Genomic DNA, 17,864 nt, shown 5'->3' with positions numbered 1-17,864 from the left:
TGGGTCAGGGCGAGGCCGAGGATCATGTAGCCGATCTGGCTGACGATAAGGACAGGATGCGCCGCACTTCGCTCTGTGCCGCGGCGCCCAGCACGCCCGCCAGCATGGTGGCGCAGGCGATTCACAGCAGAGCCTCGTGGGCCGGGCCGTATTCGGGCCAGAGCAGGGTCACCAGGCGGATCAGCGCATAGACTCCGACCTTGGTCAGGAGGCCGGCGAACAGCGCCGAGACAGCCATCAGCGGTACGTGATAGGTGGCCGGCAGCCAGCCGAACACCGGGAACAGTGCGGCCTTGATGGCGAACGACGGTAGCACCAGAAACAGCGCGGCGGTGGTGCCCGGAGCCGTCTCGCCGGCGCGTACGATCAGCGCCAGATCGCCCATGTTGAGGGTTCCGGTGCTGCCGTAGAGCAGTCCGGCGGCGAGCAGGAACAGCAGGGTGGCGAACAGGTTCAGCGCCATGTAGGTCATGGTGCCTGCCAGGTGCCGCTTGCCGCCGCCCAGTTGCCCGGACAGCAGCACATCGCTGGCCGCCAGCCAGACGAGCGTCAGGCCGACCAGCAGCAGACTGCAGCCGCCGATGCTGAGTCGCGCTACCAGCCGGATCCGGGCCCGCCAACAGGATGCCCAGCAGCAGCGTGGCGAGCGGTACCAGCACGGGAGCAACCAGCAGGATATTCATGAGGGTGGCTCCCGCCGGCCGCCGCTGCCGGGTTCCTCTTCCGCCTGGCCGGCGGTGAGCACGCCGAGATTGATGGCATTGCCCAGCACGCCGATGCCCAGCACCACACGCTTCAGATTGCGGTCCAGAAGTATCCACGGGCCAAGGCCGGCCAGGCCGCCGGCAGTCAATGCCGCCTCCACTCCATCAGTCCGGTACTCCCGTCAGCTTCTCCTGCATGTGCATGGCCGAGCCGAGCACCGTGAGAAATACGCCCAGGTCGAACAGCAGGGGACTGCCCAGCGGGAGGCCGCCGGGAAACATCCAGAGCCCGTCGAGAAAGGCCTCGCCGGCCAGCAGGCCGAGCAGCCCCGCTCCCGTGGCACAGGCCAGACCGCAGCCGATCAGGCGTGCCGGGCTGACCGGCAGCAGGCGGCGGACCCCGCGGCTGCCGAAGGTCAGGGACAGCAGCATCAGGTTGGAGGCCGCCACCAGAGCGGCGATGAACCCGCGCCACCCGGCAGGTTGTGGCCACGCCACAGCAACAGGGCGCTGGCCTGACGCAAGCGGCGGGACTGCGCTGGAGCAAAAGACATCCGCGCCAGGGTGTGCGATGAAGGGCTGCCGCTCGGTATTCCATGCCGCTTTTCCCAGCATAGAGAATCCGCCAGCACATTACCCTTTGTTACGCTAGGGCGTCTGCTTGTCGATGTCCGGTCCCGGCCGAACTGCATGGGCGGATCCCTGTCGCATCCGGTCATGCCCTTGCATGAAGCGTGCTGAAATAGGCCATTCAGTCAGCGCCTTGGCTTCACCGCGGCAGGGGCGACTGGCATCATGCCAACCTTTATTGTCCACCTCCCGTCCCGCTGGAGAGCGAACTCGATGATCCGTCCGCTGGTTTCCCTGCTGTTCGCCTGTTGTCTGGTACCCCTTTCTGCACAGGCGGCCGACGAGCAGGTGCTGTTCAACTTCGTGCGTCCCACCGACGTGGTGCAGGTCAAGGGCGAGGGCGCCTTCCTGCCCGAGCTGACCGCGGAGGGCGTGGCTGGGGGAGAGCTGCTCCGGCGGGTCACCTTCAATCCGCAGGAGGGGCCGAGCCTGCGCCTGACCCCGCAGCAGGGCAGCTGGGACTGGTCCAGCACCGGGGCGGTCAGCCTGCGCATCCAGAATGCCATGGACTGGGCGTTGACCCTGCAGGTGAGCATCGAGAGCGCCGACGGCAAGTTCCTCAAGACGCTCGTCGCGTTGCCGGCCGGTCCGGCACAGACCCTGGTGCTGCCGCTGCACGCCAGCTCGCCCAGGGCGCAGGGCATGCGCGCTGCGCCGCCGATGCCCTGGACCCATGACAACCAGCGCCTGCTCGTGGCGACCAGCCGGGAAGGCGAGATCGATCTCCGCCAGGTGAAGGCGGTGACCCTCTCCCTGGAGAAGCCGGACGTGCAGCAGAGCATTCTGCTCGGCCGCTTCGGCGTGCGCGAGGATCTCGAGCCGGAAGTCTACCGTGGCATCGTCGATGCCTATGGGCAGTACAGTCGGGGCGAGTGGCCGGAAAAGGTCAGCAGCGACAAGCAGTTGAAGGCGGCAGCCGAGCAGGAGCAGGCGCAGCTCGGCCGCTGGCTGGCCGAGCGGTCCCAGCTGGACCGATTCGGCGGCTGGCTGAAGGGCCCGCAGCTGGAGGCCACGGGCTTCTTCCGGGTGGCCAGGCACGAGGGCCGCTGGTACCTGGTGACGCCGGAGGGCCATCCGTTCTTCTCCCTCGGCGTGAACACCGTTTCCTCCGGCAACAGCCGCACCTACATCGAGGGGCGCGAGGGGATGTTCCTCGACCTGCCCGGCAAGGACGCCCCGCTGGGCGCCTTCTACGGGGCCGGCGACAGCCGCCAGGCCACCGGCGCCAACGGCGGGCGCCAGTTCGCCCACGGACGCTGGTACGACTTCTACCGGGCGAATCTCTATCGAACCTACGGCCAGAGCTGCACGCCGGCCGGGGTGCAGGCTGCCACCGAGGCGGAGATTGTCGAGCCGGAGCGCGCGCCGCCGGAAGCCCCCGCCGCGGAAGCACCTGCCAACCCGGCAGCTGTCGCGCCGGTCGCCGGGCAGCCCGCCGCTGCACCGCCGTGCGTCACCCAGTTCTTCGACGCCCAGCGCTGGCGCGGACAAACCCTGGACCGCCTGCAGGCCTGGGGCTTCAACACCCTGGGCAACTGGAGCGATCTTGCCCTGGGGGCGATGCGCCGGGTGCCCTACACGATTCCGCTGCTGATCCGCGGCGACTACGCCACCATCTCCACCGGCCACGACTGGTGGGGCGGCATGCCCGACCCCTTCGATCCACGTTTCGCCATGGCCGCCGAGCGCGCCATCGCCATCGCCACCCGTGATCACCGGAACAACCCCTGGGTGGTCGGCTATTTCGCCGACAACGAGCTCAGCTGGGCTGCGCCGGGCACCGATCCGAAGTCCCGCTACGCGCTGGCCTATGGCACCCTGCGGCAGACCACCGACGTGCCGGCCAAGCGCGCCTTCCTCAAGCTGCTGCGCGACCGCTACCGCAACCAGCAGGGCCTCTCCGCCGCCTGGGGCATCGAGCTGCCGGCCTGGGAGCTGATGGAGGACCCGGGCTTCGAGGCGCCGCTGCCGAGCCCCGAACATCCGGCCATCGAGGAGGATCTGCTGCGCTTCCAGCAGCTCTTCGCCGACACCTACTTCAAGACCATCGCCGAGTCGCTGAAATGGCACGCCCCCGACCATCTGCTGCTCGGCGGCCGCTTCGCCATCTCCACCCCCGAGGCGGTTGCCGCCTGTGCCAGGTACTGCGACGTGCTGAGCTTCAACTTCTATACCCGCGAGCCTCAGCACGGGTATGACTTCGAGGCCCTGCGCGCGCTGGACAAGCCGGTGCTGGTCAGCGAGTTCCATTTCGGCTCGCGGGATCGCGGCCCGTTCTGGGGCGGCGTGGCCGAGGTGTACAAGGAGGAGGAGCGTGGGCCGGCCTACGCACACTTCCTCGAGCGCGCCCTGGCCGAGCCGTCGATCGTCGGCGTGCACTGGTTCCAGTACCTCGACCAGCCGGTGACCGGGCGTCTGCTGGACGGCGAAAACGGCCATATAGGCCTGGTCGGCGTCACCGACCGGCCGTTTTCCGGCTTCGTCGAGTCCGTGCGCAAGGCCAACCTGAAGGTGGAGAGCATCCTCGAGTCGGCCGCGGCACCGGCTGCCGGCAAACCGGCGGCCGAAGGCGGCGCTCGGTCCGAGACGCCGGCCAAGGCGCCGTGACCGCGCCACAAAGATTCCGTGCAGGAGTTCACAAAACCCTGTGGCGGCTGGGAGAATGACGAACGGTTGGGCTGCCAGGAGAGACAAGGTGCAGGTTCAAGGCTATTTCGACCTCAAGTTCGAGGCGCTGAAGGAAGCGTTCGCCGCATTGTTCGAGGACGGCCAGACCCGTGGCGCGGCGCTCTGCATTCAGATCGGCGGGGAAACCGTGGTGGATCTCTGGGCCGGGGTCGCCGACCGGGAGGGCAGCGAGGCCTGGCAGAGCGACACCATCGCCAACCTGTTTTCCTGCACCAAACCCTTCGCCGCGGTCACCGCCCTGCAATTGGTGGAGGAGGGCAAGCTGGATCTCGATGCCCCAGTGGCACGGCTGTGGCCCGAGTTCGCCGCCGCCGGCAAGGCACGCATCACCCTGCGCCAGTTGCTCTGCCACCAGGCGGGACTGCCGGCGATCCGTGCCCCGCTGGCGCCGGAGGCGCTCTATGACTGGCAGGCGATGACCGCGGCTCTGGTTGCCGAAGCTCCCTGGTGGGAGGCGCACGACAAGGGACACGGCTATGCGCCGATCACCTTCGGCTGGCTGGTCGGCGAGCTGCTGCGGCGTGCCGATGGCCGCGAGCCTGGCGACTCGATCGCGGCGCGCATCGCCCGGCCGCTCGGTCTGGATTTCCATGTCGGGCTGGACGACGCCGAATTCCACCGGGTCGCCCATATCGGGCGGAGCAAGGGCAATCTTGGCGATACCGCCGCCCAGCGCCTGCTCAAGGTCACGATGAGTGAACCGGAGGCCCTCAGCACCCGCGCCTTCACCAACCCGCCGTCGATCCTGAACAGCAGCAACAAGCCCGAGTGGCGGCGCATGCATCAGCCGGCGGCGAACGGCCATGGCAATGCACGCTCCCTGGCGGGCTTCTATACCGGGCTGCTCGACGGTCGCCTGTTGCCGGCCGAGTTGCTCAATGAAATGACCCACGAGCACAGCTGCGGCGAGGACCGCACCCTGCTCACCCCGACCCGCTTCGGCCTCGGCTGCATGCTCGACCAGCCCGCGCTGGCCAATGCCACCTTCGGCCTCGGCCCCAAGGCCTTCGGTCATCCGGGCGCTGGCGGCTCCTGCGGTTTCGCCGACCCCGAGTGCGAACTGGCCTTCGGCTTCGTCACCAACAGCCTGGGGCCCTACATACTGATGGACCCGCGGGCACAGAAGCTGGCGCGCCTGGCGGGAAAATGCCTGGGTTGACACCGCTCGTCTGCCTGTCAAGGCAATGCCTTGCCTGCGGCGAGCTTGCGGCCAGACTCAATTTCTAACCTGAGGCTTGCCAGCGTCATACGACCCGTGACGCCTCATCGTCCCTACCACCTTATCCACGACGGGATCTATCGATGAAACTCCTCATTAAAAGCAGCACCCTGATCCTCTGCATGGCCATGGCCGCCTGCAGTTCCTCCGGCAAGCCGGAGCGTTACGTCACCCGGACTGCCAAGCCCGTTTCGCCGGCGGCCAAGTTGGAGTCCCGGGCAAGTCGGGTCTGGACGGCGGAGCACGAGGCGCGTGTGCGCGAGGCCGTCAAGGGCAGCCAGTTCGAAGTGGAGCGCCGCGGCGATCTGCTGGTCGTGACGGCCCCGGTGGACGGCTCGTTCAATCCGGATCGGCCGAGCATGCTGCTGGTGGCGACCCTGGGACCGCTCAGTCGGGTGGCCAAGCTGGTGGCGCAGGACCGCGAGGTGGCCGTGCTGCTGCTGGGGCATGGCGACAGCAGCGGGTCGCCTGCGCTGACGCTCAAGTTGAGCCAGGAGCGGGCGCAGTCCATGGCCTCGATCTTCCGCATGAGTGGCCTGCACCATGACCGCCTGATGTACAAGGGAATGGGCGACGACGCGCCGCGTGCCAGCAATGACAGCAAGGATGGGCGCTCCCTCAATCGCCGCGTGGAGATGTTCCTGGCCACCCGCGGCAGCCTGCCTACCGTTCTGGCCCAGTATGGTGCCCCAGGGGGGCGGATGGTTGCCTCAGATCAAGCGAAGTGACGGCGGTCTGGTTAAGATTTGCGCGAACTTAATCCATCCGAAGGACCCCGCCATGCCCCAGACTCTGGCCGACATGCGCCGCGACTACACCCGCGCCGGCCTTTGCGAGGCCGATGCCCCGCTCGAACCCTTTTCCCTGTTCCATCTGTGGTTCGCCGAGGCGATGAAGACCGAGCAACTGCCGGTCGAGCCCAATGCCATGAGTCTGGCCACCGTGGACGCCAGCGGACGGCCGCATTGCCGGGTTCTGCTGCTCAAGGGCCTGGATGAGCGTGGCTTCACCTTCTTCAGCAACTACGACAGCGCCAAGGGCCAACAACTGAAGGCACGGCCGTTCGCCGCCATGACCTTCTTCTGGCCCACCCTGGAGCGTCAGGTGCGCATCGAAGGGCAGGTGGAGCGGGTGACGTCACAGGAGTCCGATGCCTATTTCCAGGTGCGCCCCTTGGGCAGTCGCCTGGGGGCCTGGGCTTCGCCGCAGAGCCAGGTGATCCGCGACCGTGTCGAGCTGGAGGATCTGCTGGCACTGACCGAGAAACGCTTCCTCGACCAGGCGCCGCACTGCCCCGGGCATTGGGGCGGCTACCGCCTGCTGCCCGAGCGCGTCGAGTTCTGGCAGGGACGTGCCAGTCGTCTGCACGACCGGCTCAACTATCGCCTGGAAAAGGGCGGCTGGATTCGCGAGCGTCTGGCTCCCTAGTGCAACCGTAATGGGTACAGACCCGCTCCATTGCCAGGCGCTTGCCGACCCAGTCGAGGAAGTCCTCGTCACCTGGCTGAGCGGGCAGCCCCTGACGAAACGCAGCAGCCTCTGCCCCGTGTCGGCGCGCAGCAGACCATAGCAACTCGCCGCCTTGGGTCCGGCATCCTGCGGATCCGCCGACAGCTGCTGCAGGCGCAGGGCCGGCCCCTCGCTCCAGGCATTCAGGGACGGACGCGCGAAGCGGCGCCCCAAACTTCGTCCTGAAAACCCAACACCCAGTCCGGACGCTTCGCCGCCAACTGAACCCGGCGGACGGCCCGCTGGCCGATTTCGTGCGGCTGAACATCGCCGGGCAGCGCTACGGCCGCGGCGAGGATAACGCCAGCGCCTGGCCCGCCAGCCCCCAGACCTCCTTCGTCAGCGGCGCCGAGCTGCTGGTGGCCGGCGGCTTCAGCCCCTGATCCGGGCGCGCGCGGCTCCAGCGTTGGGCGGCGGGTCTCAGGCACCGAGCAACTGCAGCAGATAGACCAGGGAAGCGGCCAGGCCCAGGCCGCTGCGCACTCCGTGCAGCCGGCCCCACCTGTCGAGCAACTGGCGCGTTTCCGGCGACGACAGGTCGCGTCCGGGTTCGAGCAGGCGGTGGTTGGTCGGCATGATCGCGACGAAGGTGAAGGGCACCACCAGACCGATCAGCAGCGCCCCGCCAAGCCAGGCGATGCCTCCGCCGAGCAGCCAGGCCAGCACGCCGCAAAGCAGGCTGGCGATGCCCAGCGAAGCCTGCATGAGGGTCGCTCGCCGATAGCTCGGCGCCCATACCGTCGCGGCGATCTCGGTGGGGCAGCTCATGCGCGCCGGATGCTCGACGAGGTTGATGTAGATCGCTGCGCCGCTGAACAGGGTGCAGCAGAGGGTGGCGAGTAGCTGGGCCGCTTCGAGCATGGGGGTTCTCCTGTCCCGGATTGGAATGCCGAAGACGCAAGCCTGGCCGCTGCTTGGCAGTCTTGCCCGGCAGCCGACTGCGCCATGGAGCATGAAGCCATATATGGCGCGCCACTTCGAAACAGTGGCGATTTATTGCTTGTAAATTAAGGAGGCTGTTATGGCAGATGGCTGGACACTCGATCGAAGTGCATGTCACCAATGGGAGGACAATTTTTGTAATAGCTGGACTTTGACATTTCCCAAGCGCAGTTGCAGTATTGCGCTACGTTTTCCGGATTGGTAATTGTCGCCGGATTCTTTGTTTTTAGCTTCATTTTCGTGCTTTTTGTCGATTTAAGTGCTCTCTTTCGAGTTTTTCAAAGTTTCGATACAAAGTGCGTTTGATTTTCCCGTATTCGACCTTATATGTAAGTCATGCATGCGTTTCGGCATGCGATCTTCTATCGGCAACCCAGTCAAGAGAAAACCATGCAGTCTGAAGAGAAGAATCTGATCGATGGCCTGTTTTCCCGCCTCCGCAATGCCGAAGGCCAATCCGCGCCTCGCGATCCGCAGGCTGAGAGCGTGATCAAGGAGCACGTTGCCCGTCAGCCGGCTGCTCCCTACTACATGGCCCAGGCGATCATCGTGCAGGAAAGCGCCATCCAGCAGCTCGACGGTCGTGTCAAGGAACTGGAAGCTGAGATCGAACAGCTGAAGCTGCAGGCCCAGAACGCCAGCCGCCAGCAGGGCAGCGGCGGCTTCCTGGCCGGTCTGTTCGGCGGTGGCCGCAGCGAGCCGCAGCCCCAGCAGCCTGTCGCCCGTCCGCAACCGGTGGCCCGTCCGGCGGCCTCGGGCTGGAGCGAGCCCGGCCACGGCAGCCAGGGTGGCTTCGGCCAGCAGCCGGGCTTCCAGCGCGGCGCCTATGCGCCCCAGCCGGGCGGCGGTGGTGGTTTCCTCTCCGGTGCGCTGCAGACTGCAGCCGGCGTGGCCGGTGGCATGGTGCTGGGCAACCTGCTGATGGACATGTTTCAGGATGAAGAAGCGCCGGCGGTGGCCGAAGCCGCTCCCGAGCCGGCCGCGGAGCCGGCACCGCAGGTCGCGGAAGAGAGCTATGAGCCGCAAGAGGACTACTTTGCCGACAGCGGCGAGGGCGAGGGTGGCGATTTCTTCGGCGGAGACGACGAAGACTTCGTCTGACCGGCCTTCCGGCTGCTCCCGCTTCCTGTGGGAGCGCGCTTGACCGCGATGCCGCCGAAGGTGGCACCTGCGGTCGTGGATGGGGCGCGCTGCCCCGTCCATGGAGTCGCGGCGCCTCGAGCGCGAGGTGCCTGCTTTCCAGGCGTCAGACCTTCTTCACGAACTCCGACTTCAGTTTCATCGCGCCGATCCCGTCGATCTTGCAGTCGATGTCGTGGTCGCCGTCGCACAGGCGGATGTTCTTCACCTTGGTGCCGACCTTCACCACCAGGGACGATCCCTTGACCTTCAGATCCTTGATCACGGTAACGGTGTCGCCGTCCTGCAGGGTGTTGCCGACCGAGTCCTTGATCACCTTGTCGCCCTCGGCTGGCGCTTCGGCCGTCCCGTTGGCGGACCACTCATGGGCGCATTCCGGACAGACCAGCTGCGTGCCGTCCTCGTAGGTGTATTCGGAAGCGCATTTGGGGCAGGGTGGCAGGGTGCTCATGAGGTGTCCTCGGCTACAGGGATGAAAAGGGCGGGGATTGTAAGGCTTTTTGCAAGGCATGGCAGTGGCTGCGCCGGCTCGCCAGGCCGGTGGCAGGAGGCCTGGCGGTGTGCCGGTGTCGGTTGTCCCGCGGCCCGCCTATCTTCTGGGCATTATCCTGTGGTGGGACCAAGGCTCGTGCTGGGCATTGTCCCTGACATTCTGGTCGGTGAAGCGGTACCAGCCCTCCTTGAAGTGCGTCCACCAGCCATGATCGAGATCGCTGCCGTACCTGCGCACGATCTCCTCCAACTGCTCGATGCGCAGGTGCGCGGCGTCGTAGGCAACATCCAGACGGCCGCTGCTCTTGTCGAGCGCGACCTTGTCCACACCCACCAGCCGATTGATCTCCTGCGCGATGGCCTCGGCCCTGGCCGCATCCAGAGCTTCGAGTTTGAGATGACGTTTCACCAGGTAAGCTTCGCGGACTCCCGGTCGGTGATCCATATCAGACATGCGTGTTCTCCCGCGCTTGGGTGCGTTTTGTTGTGGCGGTGCCCGAGCGCCAGGCGGGTTGGCTGCGGAGCTTGGGCACGAAGAGCCCGCCTCGTCGCCTGGCTAACCAGCAACTATAGGCCGGCTGCCGACTGGCGGCGGCTCGCCGGCAATCGCCTGTGCTATACCCCTCTCAGGGCAGGAGGAAGGCGCAAGGACAGCGATTCCTGCCGGCGCTTGAGCCGTCGAAGTCCGGCGGCGCCATCCGGGCCGCATCTGCGGCCGGCCAGCGCAGCGGATGCCCTGGCCGGCGGGCGGGCGGCCGGCAGACAGCGAGGTTCATACCATGACCCTGATGCAATGCACCTACCGCGACCACATCATCACCGCCGACGTTCTGGAGCATGAGGGCAGTCCGATGCCTTGGGCCGGCGGTTGCCAGATCACCACGCCCGAAGGCCGCACCACCCGCCGGCTGCCCCTGCCGCTCGGATACGCCTTCATGGCCGAGCTGGAACAGGCCCAGCACGCCTCCATCGCCCACGGCAAGTGGCTGGTCGACCAGTGCCTTGACCACGGTAAGCCGCTCTTCCCCCAGGCCGCCTGACGGGCCGGCATCCCGCTTCACGACCGGGTGGAAAAGCCGCCAGGCCTTTTCCACCCCTGACCGTCATGCTTCTCCTGCAGGCAGGCGCGCATGCGCCTTCCTTGGAATCACGCTGGCCGTTGGCTGTCCGCAAATGTCCAGAATTAGGCTGCAAGCGTTATTGTCGTGCCACTGTCCGCCCGCCACTCTAATGCTGCCCCGCCAGGCTGGCGATCTGGCCATCCGCACGGCGGGCAGTGATTCTGGCAATGAGTTCACAACAATCATTCGGAAAAAGACTCATGCAAGCACGGAAAGCCGTCATCCCCTCGGGGATGCCTCCCGCGATCGAAGGTCATGGCGGTGACCTGAACGGTTGCCATCCATCCGGTCCGACCGCACTGGTCCTGGCCGTAACAGTCAAGCCTTTCGCTCTTGCTTCTTCCGGCCCTGGCCGGCGCCCCTGCCGAATTCCCATCGAGCACGCTTGAAGCGGCTGTCCCTCGGGGCGGGCGGGCCTGAGTCCGTACGGCCAGGCTCGCGACCGGCACGTCGCTAGGCAGGCGCACCGCCGACCGTCTCCCGGACATCCCGATCAAGACTGGAACTCGCCCGATTCAGCCGAATGGGGCGTGACGGGCAGCCTTTGCCTGCGCGATTCCCGGCGTGGCGGCCCGTCATGGCTGAGCGGTGGCGATGCCCACCGTGCCCGTGACAAGAACAACAAAACAGAAGGATCACGACGCGATGTTCAAGACTTTCCATCTCCGGAGCATGGTGTTTTCCCTTTCCGGCCTGGCGCTGGCCGGCGGCACGCCCTCGCTGGCGCTGGCCGATTTCTTCGCCGACAGCAAGGCCAGCCTGCTGATACGCAACTACTACTACAACCGCGATTTCCGCCAGGAGGGCGGCAGCAGCACGGGACAGTCCCATGCCGATGAATGGGCCCAGGGCTTCATGCTGAACTACGAGTCCGGTTTTACCGAGGGCGCCTTGGGATTCGGCATCGACGCCGTCGGCATGTGGGGCATCCGCCTCGACTCCAGTCCCGGGCGGGCGGGCACCGGCCTGCTGCCGGTGCATAATGATGGCGACGTGCCCAACGACTACGGCAAGGTGGGCGCCACGCTCAAGCTGCGTTACTCCAGGAGCCTGCTGCGGTACGGCAGCCTGTTTCCCAAGATGCCGACGGTCATGCCCAACGAGACGCGCCTGTTTCCCACCTATTTCCGTGGTGGGAGCCTGGTTTCCCAGGAGATCGACGGCCTGACCCTGAATGTCGGTCGCCTGACCCACCTGATTGAGCGCAATTCCAGTGCCAGCGAAGACATCACCATGATCAACAAGGGCATGAAGGGACTGGATGCCACCGACCAGTTCGACTTCGCCGGGGTCAAGTACAAGTGGAGTGACAACCTGACCACTGCCTATGACTATGCCAACCTGGACAACAACTACCACCAGCACTTCTTCACCCTGAACCATTCGCTGCCCATCGCTGCCGGGCAGTCCCTGGCGACGGACCTGCGCTTTGCGCGCTCGTCCGACGACGGCGACAGCAACGTGGACAACAAGGCGATCAACGCCATGTTCGTCTACAAGCTGACGGCCCACAGCTTCGGCCTTGGCTATCAGAAGATGATCGGCGACACCGGCTTCGCCTACATCACCGGAACCGACCCCTACCTGGTCAACTTCGCCCAGGTGAACGACTTCGCCAACCCGGGCGAGAAGTCCTGGCAGGTGCGCTACACCTACGACTTCGCTGCCCTGGGCATTCCCGGTCTGAATTTCATGACCCGCTACATCAGCGGCCGCGACATCCGCCGGGCCGACGGCAGCAAGGGGGAGGAGTGGGAGCGCGATACCTACATCGACTATGTGTTCCAGAGCGGTGTCCTCAAGAACCTCAGCCTGCAATGGCGCAACGCCACGCTGCGCAACGACGGCCGAGGCAACGACCTCGACGAGAACCGCCTGATCGTCACCTACACCATGCCCTTGCTATAGCCTGCATGGGAGGATGCCTGCAATGGAACAGAAGGAGTGCACATGAACGAGATGCGGCGGGAAGCAACCCTTTATCTGGACGATCTGGCCGTGGGCGCGCGCTTTCGCAGCGGCGAATTCGTGCTGGACGAGGCCGGCCTCAAGGCCTTCGCCGCGCAGTTCGACCCCCAGCCCTTTCACCTGGACGACGAGGCGGCCCGGCAGACCCTGTTCGGCGGGCTGGCCGCCAGCGGCTGGCATACCGCGGCCATCACCATGCGCCTGCTGGTCACCAGCGGCATGCCGCTGGCCGACGGGCTGATCGGTGCCGGCGGCGAGATCGACTGGCCTAGGCCGACCCGGGCGGGGGACATCCTGCATGTGGAGAGCTGCATCCAGGCGATCACGCCGTCGCGCTCCAGGCCGGATCGCGGCATCGTCGCCCTGGAAAGCCTGACGCTGAATCAGCGTGGCGAGGTGGTGCAGAGGTTGCTGGCCAAGCTGGTCGTATTCCGGCGGCCGGCGTAACGGGACGTGCTGCGGGAGTCGGCAGGCGGGTTCGGAAGTCCCGCCTGTCCGGCGCCTGTTCAGCGCTGTTTGGCCATCTCGATATGCTGGTCGAGGTTTTCGGCCAGCATCTTGCTGAACTGCTCGGTGTACCAGTTGAAGGCTTTTTCCTTGTCGACCGACAGATCGCCGGAGCGGCAGGCGGCCTCGTGGGCGCTGAAGCGGGCCGCGGCGTAGCGGATAGCGGCACTGATCTGCCCCAGATCCTTCTGTTCCTCCTCGAGCAGACGGTTGGCAACGGCGATGAACTCATCGGCCATGTCGAAGATTTCCATGTTTACCGGGTTTTCGGCCATGTTCGGATCCTGTGGCATCAAGGGTTGAGTGGAAGTTTGTTCCGTTTATACGTGGCACGGATTTGCAAGTAAACGGTTGCATGTCGCCGCGATGTCATGCTTGGGGCGAAATCCAGCCAGCCGCCGCTGGACCGTCGAAGCTTTCCCCGGCTCGCGTTGTCCATTACTGCATAGCGCCCACCAACGGAGAGTCGTATGGCCCGCAAGCATTTCACCAAGTTCGACGCCATTTCCTCGGCCATTCCCGCAGGCAAGGCCTTCCAGGCTGTCATTGCCGTCAAGCGCCGTGGCGTCGACGAAAACGCCCGTGTGCATCAAGTGGCCAATGGTCACTGCTACGACCTGGCCTCCGAAGCCGACGCGGTGGCCGAGGCCGCGCTGACCAAGGTGATCGAGGTCCGCGACGACGGCGTGCTGATATGGGAGCCCAATGCAGTTTGAGGCACCAGGCATCCTGAACTTGCTGCCGGAGCCTCAGCTCCGGCTAGTACAAGCCTGGATATGTTCGGGATCGTTCCCGGGTGGCGGCGCGGGAATGATCTGGCGAGGACTCAGGCGCTCAGGCCGACGTAGACGTTCTGCACGTCGTCGTGGTTGTCCAGGGCTTCGAGGAAGGCCTCGACCTCCTCGAGTTCGGCGCCGGACAGGCTCACCGGGTTCTTCGCCTTGTAGCCGAGGTTGGCCGACTGCACGGTGAAGCCGAACTCCGGCAGCGCCTTGCACACCGCGTCCAGGTCGGTCGGCTCGGTGTAGAACAGGGTGGCGCCTTCCTCGGCAGGCTCGAAGTCCTGGGCGCCCGCCTCGATGGCGGCCAGTTCTGGATCGGCGCCTCCCTCCGGGGTCGCCTCGATCATGCCCAAGTAGTCGAAGTCCCAGCTCACCGAGCCCGAGGTGCCCAACTGACCCTTGCGGAACAGCACGCGGATTTCCGCCACGGTGCGGTTCACATTGTCGGTCAGGCACTCGACGATCACCGGCACGCGGTGCGGGGCGAAGCCTTCATAGATGGTGCGCTCGTAGTTGACCACCTCGCCGGAGAGGCCCGCGCCCTTCTTGATCGCGCGCTCCAGGGTGTCCTTGGGCATCGAGGCCTTCTTGGCCTGATGCACCGCCAGGCGCAGCTTGGGGTTCATATCCGGGTCCGCGCCGTTGCGTGCGGCAATCATGATTTCCTTGACCAGCTTGCCAAAGATCTTGCCCTTGGCGTTGGCGGCAATTTCCTTGGGTCTGGCTTTCCACTGGGCGCCCATATCGATTCTCTCGCTGCGAGGGGTGAGTCCCGGCCGGCCCGGGAACGAAAGGGGGCGATTCTAGCGCCTCGCGGGCAGGCCGGCACCTGCCGGCCGGGCGCGCTCATCAGTCGAGCAGCTCGGGCGGTACGTTGCCGCCGTTCTCCGCCAGCTTCTGCAGCACGGTCTTGTGCAGCCACATGTTCATCTGCGCCGAGTCGCCCATCTTCTCCGGCGGGCAGCCCAGCTCGCTGGCCAGCTCCTTGCGCGCCTGCAGGCTGCTGTCCAGATCGAGCAGCTTGAGCAGGTCGACGATGGAGGTTCGCCAGTTGAGCTTTTCCGGATGGCCGGCCGCCAGCCCTTCCAGCTTGCCCACCACATCCACCGTACCGCTGCCTGCCGGGGCGGCTGGCGCCGAGGGGGCGGACGGTGCCGCCTCTGCCGACTTGGCTTTCGCGCCGAAACCGAGCGAATGGAGAATCTTGCTGAACAGACCCATGGGAGTTCCCTCCGGTTTTTGGTTATGGCGAAGGGAGCATAGATCAGGATGCCGCTGTTTATCCTGACGGTACCAGCAGGGAAGTGCTGGCGTTTCGGTGCAAAAATGCCGCTATCGAGCGCAGGGCGAGGGCGTTCCGGCATTGGTCTGCAGCCGGAAGCATCCATGGCGCGCGCTTGTGGCGTCGGGGCCTGGCGCGCAAGATGCGCGGCAAAACCGCCCCATGAAGAACGGAGTTCCCATGCCGCGTCTGTCGCCCCTGATCCTGATCCTGCTCGGAAGCGCCGCCCAGGCGGCGCCGGAGCCGGTGCCCCTGTACCGCGAGATCAAGGACTGGGTGGTGGCCTGCGACAACCTGCGCAGCTGCCAGGCCATCAGCGCCGCGGCCTTCGGCTTCAGCCCGCTCCGCCTGGTGGTCAGCCGCGATGCCGGCCCCAAGGCCCAGCCGCGGGTTCGCCTGAGCTACGCCGGGCAGGCTGGGCACTTCCCGCTGTCGACCGACGACCGCCCGTTGCCGGATGCGCTGACGGATGCCCTGCAGCGCGAGGCGGGCGAGGACGCGCTGATCCTCCGCGGCGAGGGCGATACGGCGCGCGCGCTGCTGGCCGAGTGGCGCAATGGCGAGACTTTGCGCCTGGACGTGACGACAGGCGAGGAGGCCGAGGTTTCCCTCGCGGGCCTTTCTGCGGCGCTGCTGTTGATGGACTCGGTGCAGGGCCGGCTCGACACCCGCGGCGCGCTGTACCGCCCTGGCGAGCGCGACGACCGCGAGGTGCCGGAGGCGCCGCCGCTGCCGCTGCTGCGTCCGTTCCCCGGTGTCGTGCCGCTGGCCGATGACGAGCGCCAGCGCATCGCCCAGGCGGTGCTGGCCGCCACCCGCAGCGAATGGCAGGAGGCCAACACGGACGGCCGGGAGCCCGAGGCGCAGGCCCATGCGCTCAACACGCGGGAGGCGCTGGTGCTGATCCAGACCTCCTGTGCGGCCTACAACTGCAACTTCGCCCTCTACCGGGTCGCCCGCGAAGCGCCCTATCCACAGCAGCCGCTGCGCATCGAGCCCCTGCCGCTTGGCGGCGAAGGCCTCGGCGGCTGGGTCGAATACGACGAGGGCACCGGGGAACTCGGCTACTTCATGAAGGGCAGGGGCCTCGGCGATTGCGGTGACGCGGGCAGCTGGCTGTTCGACGGCGAGCGTTTTCAGCTGCAGTCCGCGCAGATGATGCAGCGCTGTGCCGGCAGCACCCCCGACGACTGGCCGGAGCTGTGGCGCACGGCCAGGCCGTGAGGGCGACAACCGCCAGGAAAGCCGGTATCTGCCCGCTTGCATTCGCGGCAGTCGGTGCGGCGCGCTACCATCCGCGCCGCTCTTTCCCCATAGGTCGCGCCAGCCCATGCCCTTTGCCTTCGAGATCGCCATGGACCCCGCCACCCTTGCCGTCTTGGCGGGTGTGGCCTTCATCGCCGGCTTCATCGACGCGATTGCCGGCGGAGGCGGGCTGATCACGGTTCCCGCGCTCTTGACCGCCGGTCTGCCGCCGCATCTGGTGCTGGGCACCAACAAGCTCAGCTCCACCTTCGGTGCGGCCATCGCCAGCCTGACCTTCATTCGCCGCGGCCTGTTCCAGTCCGGCCACTGGTATGGTGCACTGGTCGCCACCGCCCTCGGTGCGCTGCTGGGCGCCGCCATCACCCATTACCTGCCGGCCAGGTGGCTCAACCAGATGCTGCCGGTCGTCGTCTTTGCCTGCGGGCTGTACCTGCTGTTCAGTCGCACGCCGGACAGCGCCCACGCCCCCGATGTCCCGATCGCGAAAAGGCGCCAGTGGCCGCAAGGTCTGGCCCTGGGGGCCTACGACGGCGCCATCGGTCCTGGTACCGGCGCCTTCTGGACGATCAGCACCCTGCTGCTGTACCCGCTCGATCTGGTGCGCGCCAGCGGCGTGGCGCGCACCATGAACTTCGTCAGCAACGCCATGGCCCTGGGCGTCTTCATCGGCACCGGCCATGTGGCCTGGGTGCTTGGCTTGTGCATGGGCAGTGCCCTGATGGCCGGCGCATGGCTGGGCGCCCGCACCGCCATCGGCGGCGGGGCCCGGTTCATCCGCCCGGTGTTCATCTGCGTGGTGCTGGCCCTGACCGCGCGCCTGGCCTGGCTGCACTGGTTCGGGCATGCTTGAATGCCGGACTCGGATCGCTTCACCTTCCGGCACGAGAGGACAGGCGAGGCGCTGCGTCACGGCGCCGCAATACCCGAAGCAAAAACTTTTCCGCTGGCCGGTGTTCTTAGATAACCTTCCCGTTTCTCCACGGATCCCGATAAACACCATGTTTGAAACGACCCTCGCGCAACTCGAACGCGTTGTAGCCGACCTGCTGCAACAAAACCGGACGCTGGCCGAAAACTGCAGCCAACTTGAGCAGGAGCTGCGCCAGGCCAGGGAGGAGAACGACAACCTTCAGCTGGCCGCCCTCGAACAGGAAGAAAAGCAGGCCGCCACGCTCGCCCGTTTGCGGGCTCTGGTAGAGCGTGCCGGCGCCAGTAGCGTCGCATGAAGGAGAGTGGCGTCCGTGTCCTGAAGATTCTCGGGCGCGATTACCCAGTCAGGGCCTCCGCCAGCGAGGAGCGCGCCCTGCAGGAGGCCGCCGACCTGCTCCAGGAGCGTCTGGCGGAGAGCCGGCAGCGCTTTCCCGGCGCCAGCAAGGACGAGCTGCTGGTGCTGACGGCCCTCAACCTCTGTGTCCCGCTGATTCAGCAGGGCCAGCAGCTGCGCGAGGCCGAGCAGCGCCTCGCTGCCTGCATCGAGCAGATCAGCCGCCAGTTACAACTGTAGGCTGGCGCTCGACCGGCCTCACCTCACGGCATTCTCTGAGCCCGGCGCCTGCCATGGCCGTCGGTGGACAAGCAGTGCCTTGCCCAAAGGTCCACATCGACGGCTACTGC

At 66.3% G+C, this 17,864-nt stretch carries 23 protein-coding genes; 14 read left to right on the top strand and 9 right to left on the bottom strand.

The features are described from left to right. Nucleotides 1–121: 121 nt before the first annotated feature. From EV691_RS23715 to EV691_RS23710, 3 genes are read right to left on the bottom strand one after another with little or no spacing between them, the layout of a single operon-like run. Nucleotides 122–667 carry a proton-conducting transporter transmembrane domain-containing protein gene (locus tag EV691_RS23715; RefSeq protein ID WP_242672501.1) on the bottom strand — a complete coding sequence of 182 codons (546 nt, stop codon included), beginning with the start codon at nt 665–667 and terminating at the stop codon, nt 122–124. Nucleotides 668–679: 12 nt separating this feature from the next. Next, nucleotides 680–865, bottom strand: coding sequence for an NADH-ubiquinone oxidoreductase chain 4L (locus EV691_RS01950; protein WP_242672502.1), 186 nt, complete (start codon nt 863–865; stop codon nt 680–682). Nucleotides 866–869: 4 nt separating this feature from the next. Beyond that, the gene (locus EV691_RS23710) at nt 870–1,154 is read right to left on the bottom strand and encodes an MnhB domain-containing protein (protein WP_242672503.1); all 285 of its coding nucleotides are present in this window, start codon (nt 1,152–1,154) and stop codon (nt 870–872) included. A 393-nt stretch (nt 1,155–1,547) separates the two neighbouring features. On the opposite strand from EV691_RS23710, the gene EV691_RS01940 reads away from it, so the two are divergent. The 5 genes from EV691_RS01940 (at nt 1,548) to EV691_RS24100 (ending at nt 7,133) form a co-directional block, all read left to right on the top strand. Beyond that, nucleotides 1,548–3,941, top strand: a complete 2,394-nt coding sequence (locus EV691_RS01940) for a beta-agarase (protein ID WP_131297770.1) — start codon at nt 1,548–1,550, stop codon at nt 3,939–3,941. An 88-nt stretch (nt 3,942–4,029) separates the two neighbouring features. Then, nucleotides 4,030–5,181, top strand: a complete 1,152-nt coding sequence (locus EV691_RS01935) for a serine hydrolase domain-containing protein (RefSeq protein WP_131297771.1) — start codon at nt 4,030–4,032, stop codon at nt 5,179–5,181. Between the two features lie 143 nt (nt 5,182–5,324). Next, nucleotides 5,325–5,969 (top strand): OmpA family protein, encoded by a 645-nt coding sequence (locus EV691_RS01930; RefSeq protein WP_131297772.1) that lies wholly within the window; start codon nt 5,325–5,327, stop codon nt 5,967–5,969. Nucleotides 5,970–6,021: 52 nt separating this feature from the next. Continuing rightward, nucleotides 6,022–6,669, top strand: a complete 648-nt coding sequence (gene pdxH, locus EV691_RS01925; protein WP_131297773.1) for a pyridoxamine 5'-phosphate oxidase — start codon at nt 6,022–6,024, stop codon at nt 6,667–6,669. 335 nt (nt 6,670–7,004) lie between these two features. Further along, on the top strand, nt 7,005–7,133 hold the full coding sequence (locus tag EV691_RS24100; RefSeq protein WP_278250223.1) for a hypothetical protein: 129 nt from the start codon (nt 7,005–7,007) through the stop codon (nt 7,131–7,133). Between the two features lie 37 nt (nt 7,134–7,170). On the opposite strand, the gene EV691_RS01915 is transcribed toward EV691_RS24100, so the two are convergent. Beyond that, nucleotides 7,171–7,611, bottom strand: a complete 441-nt coding sequence (locus EV691_RS01915) for an anthrone oxygenase family protein (RefSeq protein WP_131297774.1) — start codon at nt 7,609–7,611, stop codon at nt 7,171–7,173. Nucleotides 7,612–8,082: 471 nt separating this feature from the next. Here EV691_RS01915 and EV691_RS01910 point away from each other — a divergent pair, with 471 nt between their 5' ends. After that, nucleotides 8,083–8,793, top strand: a complete 711-nt coding sequence (locus EV691_RS01910) for a DUF2076 domain-containing protein (RefSeq protein ID WP_131297775.1) — start codon at nt 8,083–8,085, stop codon at nt 8,791–8,793. A gap of 145 nt (nt 8,794–8,938) precedes the next feature. Here the strand turns inward: EV691_RS01910 and EV691_RS01905 are convergent, their stop codons facing one another. Continuing rightward, nucleotides 8,939–9,283 (bottom strand): zinc ribbon domain-containing protein YjdM, encoded by a 345-nt coding sequence (locus EV691_RS01905; RefSeq protein ID WP_131297776.1) that lies wholly within the window; start codon nt 9,281–9,283, stop codon nt 8,939–8,941. 138 nt (nt 9,284–9,421) lie between these two features. Further along, nucleotides 9,422–9,778 (bottom strand): cation transporter, encoded by a 357-nt coding sequence (locus tag EV691_RS01900; protein WP_131297777.1) that lies wholly within the window; start codon nt 9,776–9,778, stop codon nt 9,422–9,424. 325 nt (nt 9,779–10,103) lie between these two features. Here EV691_RS01900 and EV691_RS01895 point away from each other — a divergent pair, with 325 nt between their 5' ends. The 3 genes from EV691_RS01895 to EV691_RS01880 all read left to right on the top strand — a co-directional run bounded on the left by EV691_RS01895 (nt 10,104) and on the right by EV691_RS01880 (nt 12,860). Next, nucleotides 10,104–10,364, top strand: coding sequence for a hypothetical protein (locus EV691_RS01895; protein ID WP_039803340.1), 261 nt, complete (start codon nt 10,104–10,106; stop codon nt 10,362–10,364). Nucleotides 10,365–11,117: 753 nt separating this feature from the next. Next, nucleotides 11,118–12,353 carry an OprD family porin gene (locus EV691_RS01885; RefSeq protein ID WP_131298170.1) on the top strand — a complete coding sequence of 412 codons (1,236 nt, stop codon included), beginning with the start codon at nt 11,118–11,120 and terminating at the stop codon, nt 12,351–12,353. Between the two features lie 42 nt (nt 12,354–12,395). Continuing rightward, nucleotides 12,396–12,860 carry a MaoC family dehydratase gene (locus tag EV691_RS01880; protein WP_131297779.1) on the top strand — a complete coding sequence of 155 codons (465 nt, stop codon included), beginning with the start codon at nt 12,396–12,398 and terminating at the stop codon, nt 12,858–12,860. Between the two features lie 59 nt (nt 12,861–12,919). Here EV691_RS01880 and EV691_RS01875 read toward each other — a convergent pair whose 3' ends face one another. After that, nucleotides 12,920–13,195, bottom strand: a complete 276-nt coding sequence (locus EV691_RS01875) for a DUF3144 domain-containing protein (protein ID WP_242672504.1) — start codon at nt 13,193–13,195, stop codon at nt 12,920–12,922. A 195-nt stretch (nt 13,196–13,390) separates the two neighbouring features. On the opposite strand from EV691_RS01875, the gene EV691_RS01870 reads away from it, so the two are divergent. Beyond that, the gene (locus tag EV691_RS01870) at nt 13,391–13,636 is read left to right on the top strand and encodes a hypothetical protein (protein WP_131297780.1); all 246 of its coding nucleotides are present in this window, start codon (nt 13,391–13,393) and stop codon (nt 13,634–13,636) included. Between the two features lie 110 nt (nt 13,637–13,746). Here the strand turns inward: EV691_RS01870 and EV691_RS01865 are convergent, their stop codons facing one another. After that, nucleotides 13,747–14,445: a YebC/PmpR family DNA-binding transcriptional regulator gene (locus EV691_RS01865; protein WP_039803344.1), complete on the bottom strand. Its 699-nt coding sequence runs from the start codon at nt 14,443–14,445 to the stop codon at nt 13,747–13,749. 106 nt (nt 14,446–14,551) lie between these two features. Continuing rightward, nucleotides 14,552–14,923 (bottom strand): DUF3597 domain-containing protein, encoded by a 372-nt coding sequence (locus EV691_RS01860; RefSeq protein WP_131297781.1) that lies wholly within the window; start codon nt 14,921–14,923, stop codon nt 14,552–14,554. Between the two features lie 241 nt (nt 14,924–15,164). On the opposite strand from EV691_RS01860, the gene EV691_RS01855 reads away from it, so the two are divergent. From EV691_RS01855 to EV691_RS01840, 4 genes are all read left to right on the top strand, one after another. Further along, on the top strand, nt 15,165–16,208 hold the full coding sequence (locus EV691_RS01855; protein WP_242672505.1) for a DUF1176 domain-containing protein: 1,044 nt from the start codon (nt 15,165–15,167) through the stop codon (nt 16,206–16,208). Nucleotides 16,209–16,314: 106 nt separating this feature from the next. Then, a complete protein-coding gene (locus EV691_RS01850; RefSeq protein WP_131297783.1) occupies nt 16,315–17,100 on the top strand; it encodes a TSUP family transporter in 786 nt (261 codons plus the stop codon). A 148-nt stretch (nt 17,101–17,248) separates the two neighbouring features. Then, entirely contained in the window at nt 17,249–17,476 is a 228-nt protein-coding gene (locus EV691_RS01845; protein WP_131297784.1) for a hypothetical protein, read from the top strand. After that, on the top strand, nt 17,473–17,754 hold the full coding sequence (locus EV691_RS01840; protein WP_039803360.1) for a cell division protein ZapA: 282 nt from the start codon (nt 17,473–17,475) through the stop codon (nt 17,752–17,754). The genes EV691_RS01845 and EV691_RS01840 overlap by 4 nt, the downstream gene beginning before the upstream one ends. Nucleotides 17,755–17,864 lie beyond the last annotated feature (110 nt).

Origin of the sequence: Azotobacter chroococcum, assembly GCF_004339665.1 — a bacterium.
In the GTDB taxonomy this organism is placed as follows: Bacteria; Pseudomonadota; Gammaproteobacteria; order Pseudomonadales; family Pseudomonadaceae; genus Azotobacter; species Azotobacter chroococcum.
Note: the sequence above shows the minus strand (reverse complement) of the source record. Positions and strands in the feature narration are given on the sequence as shown.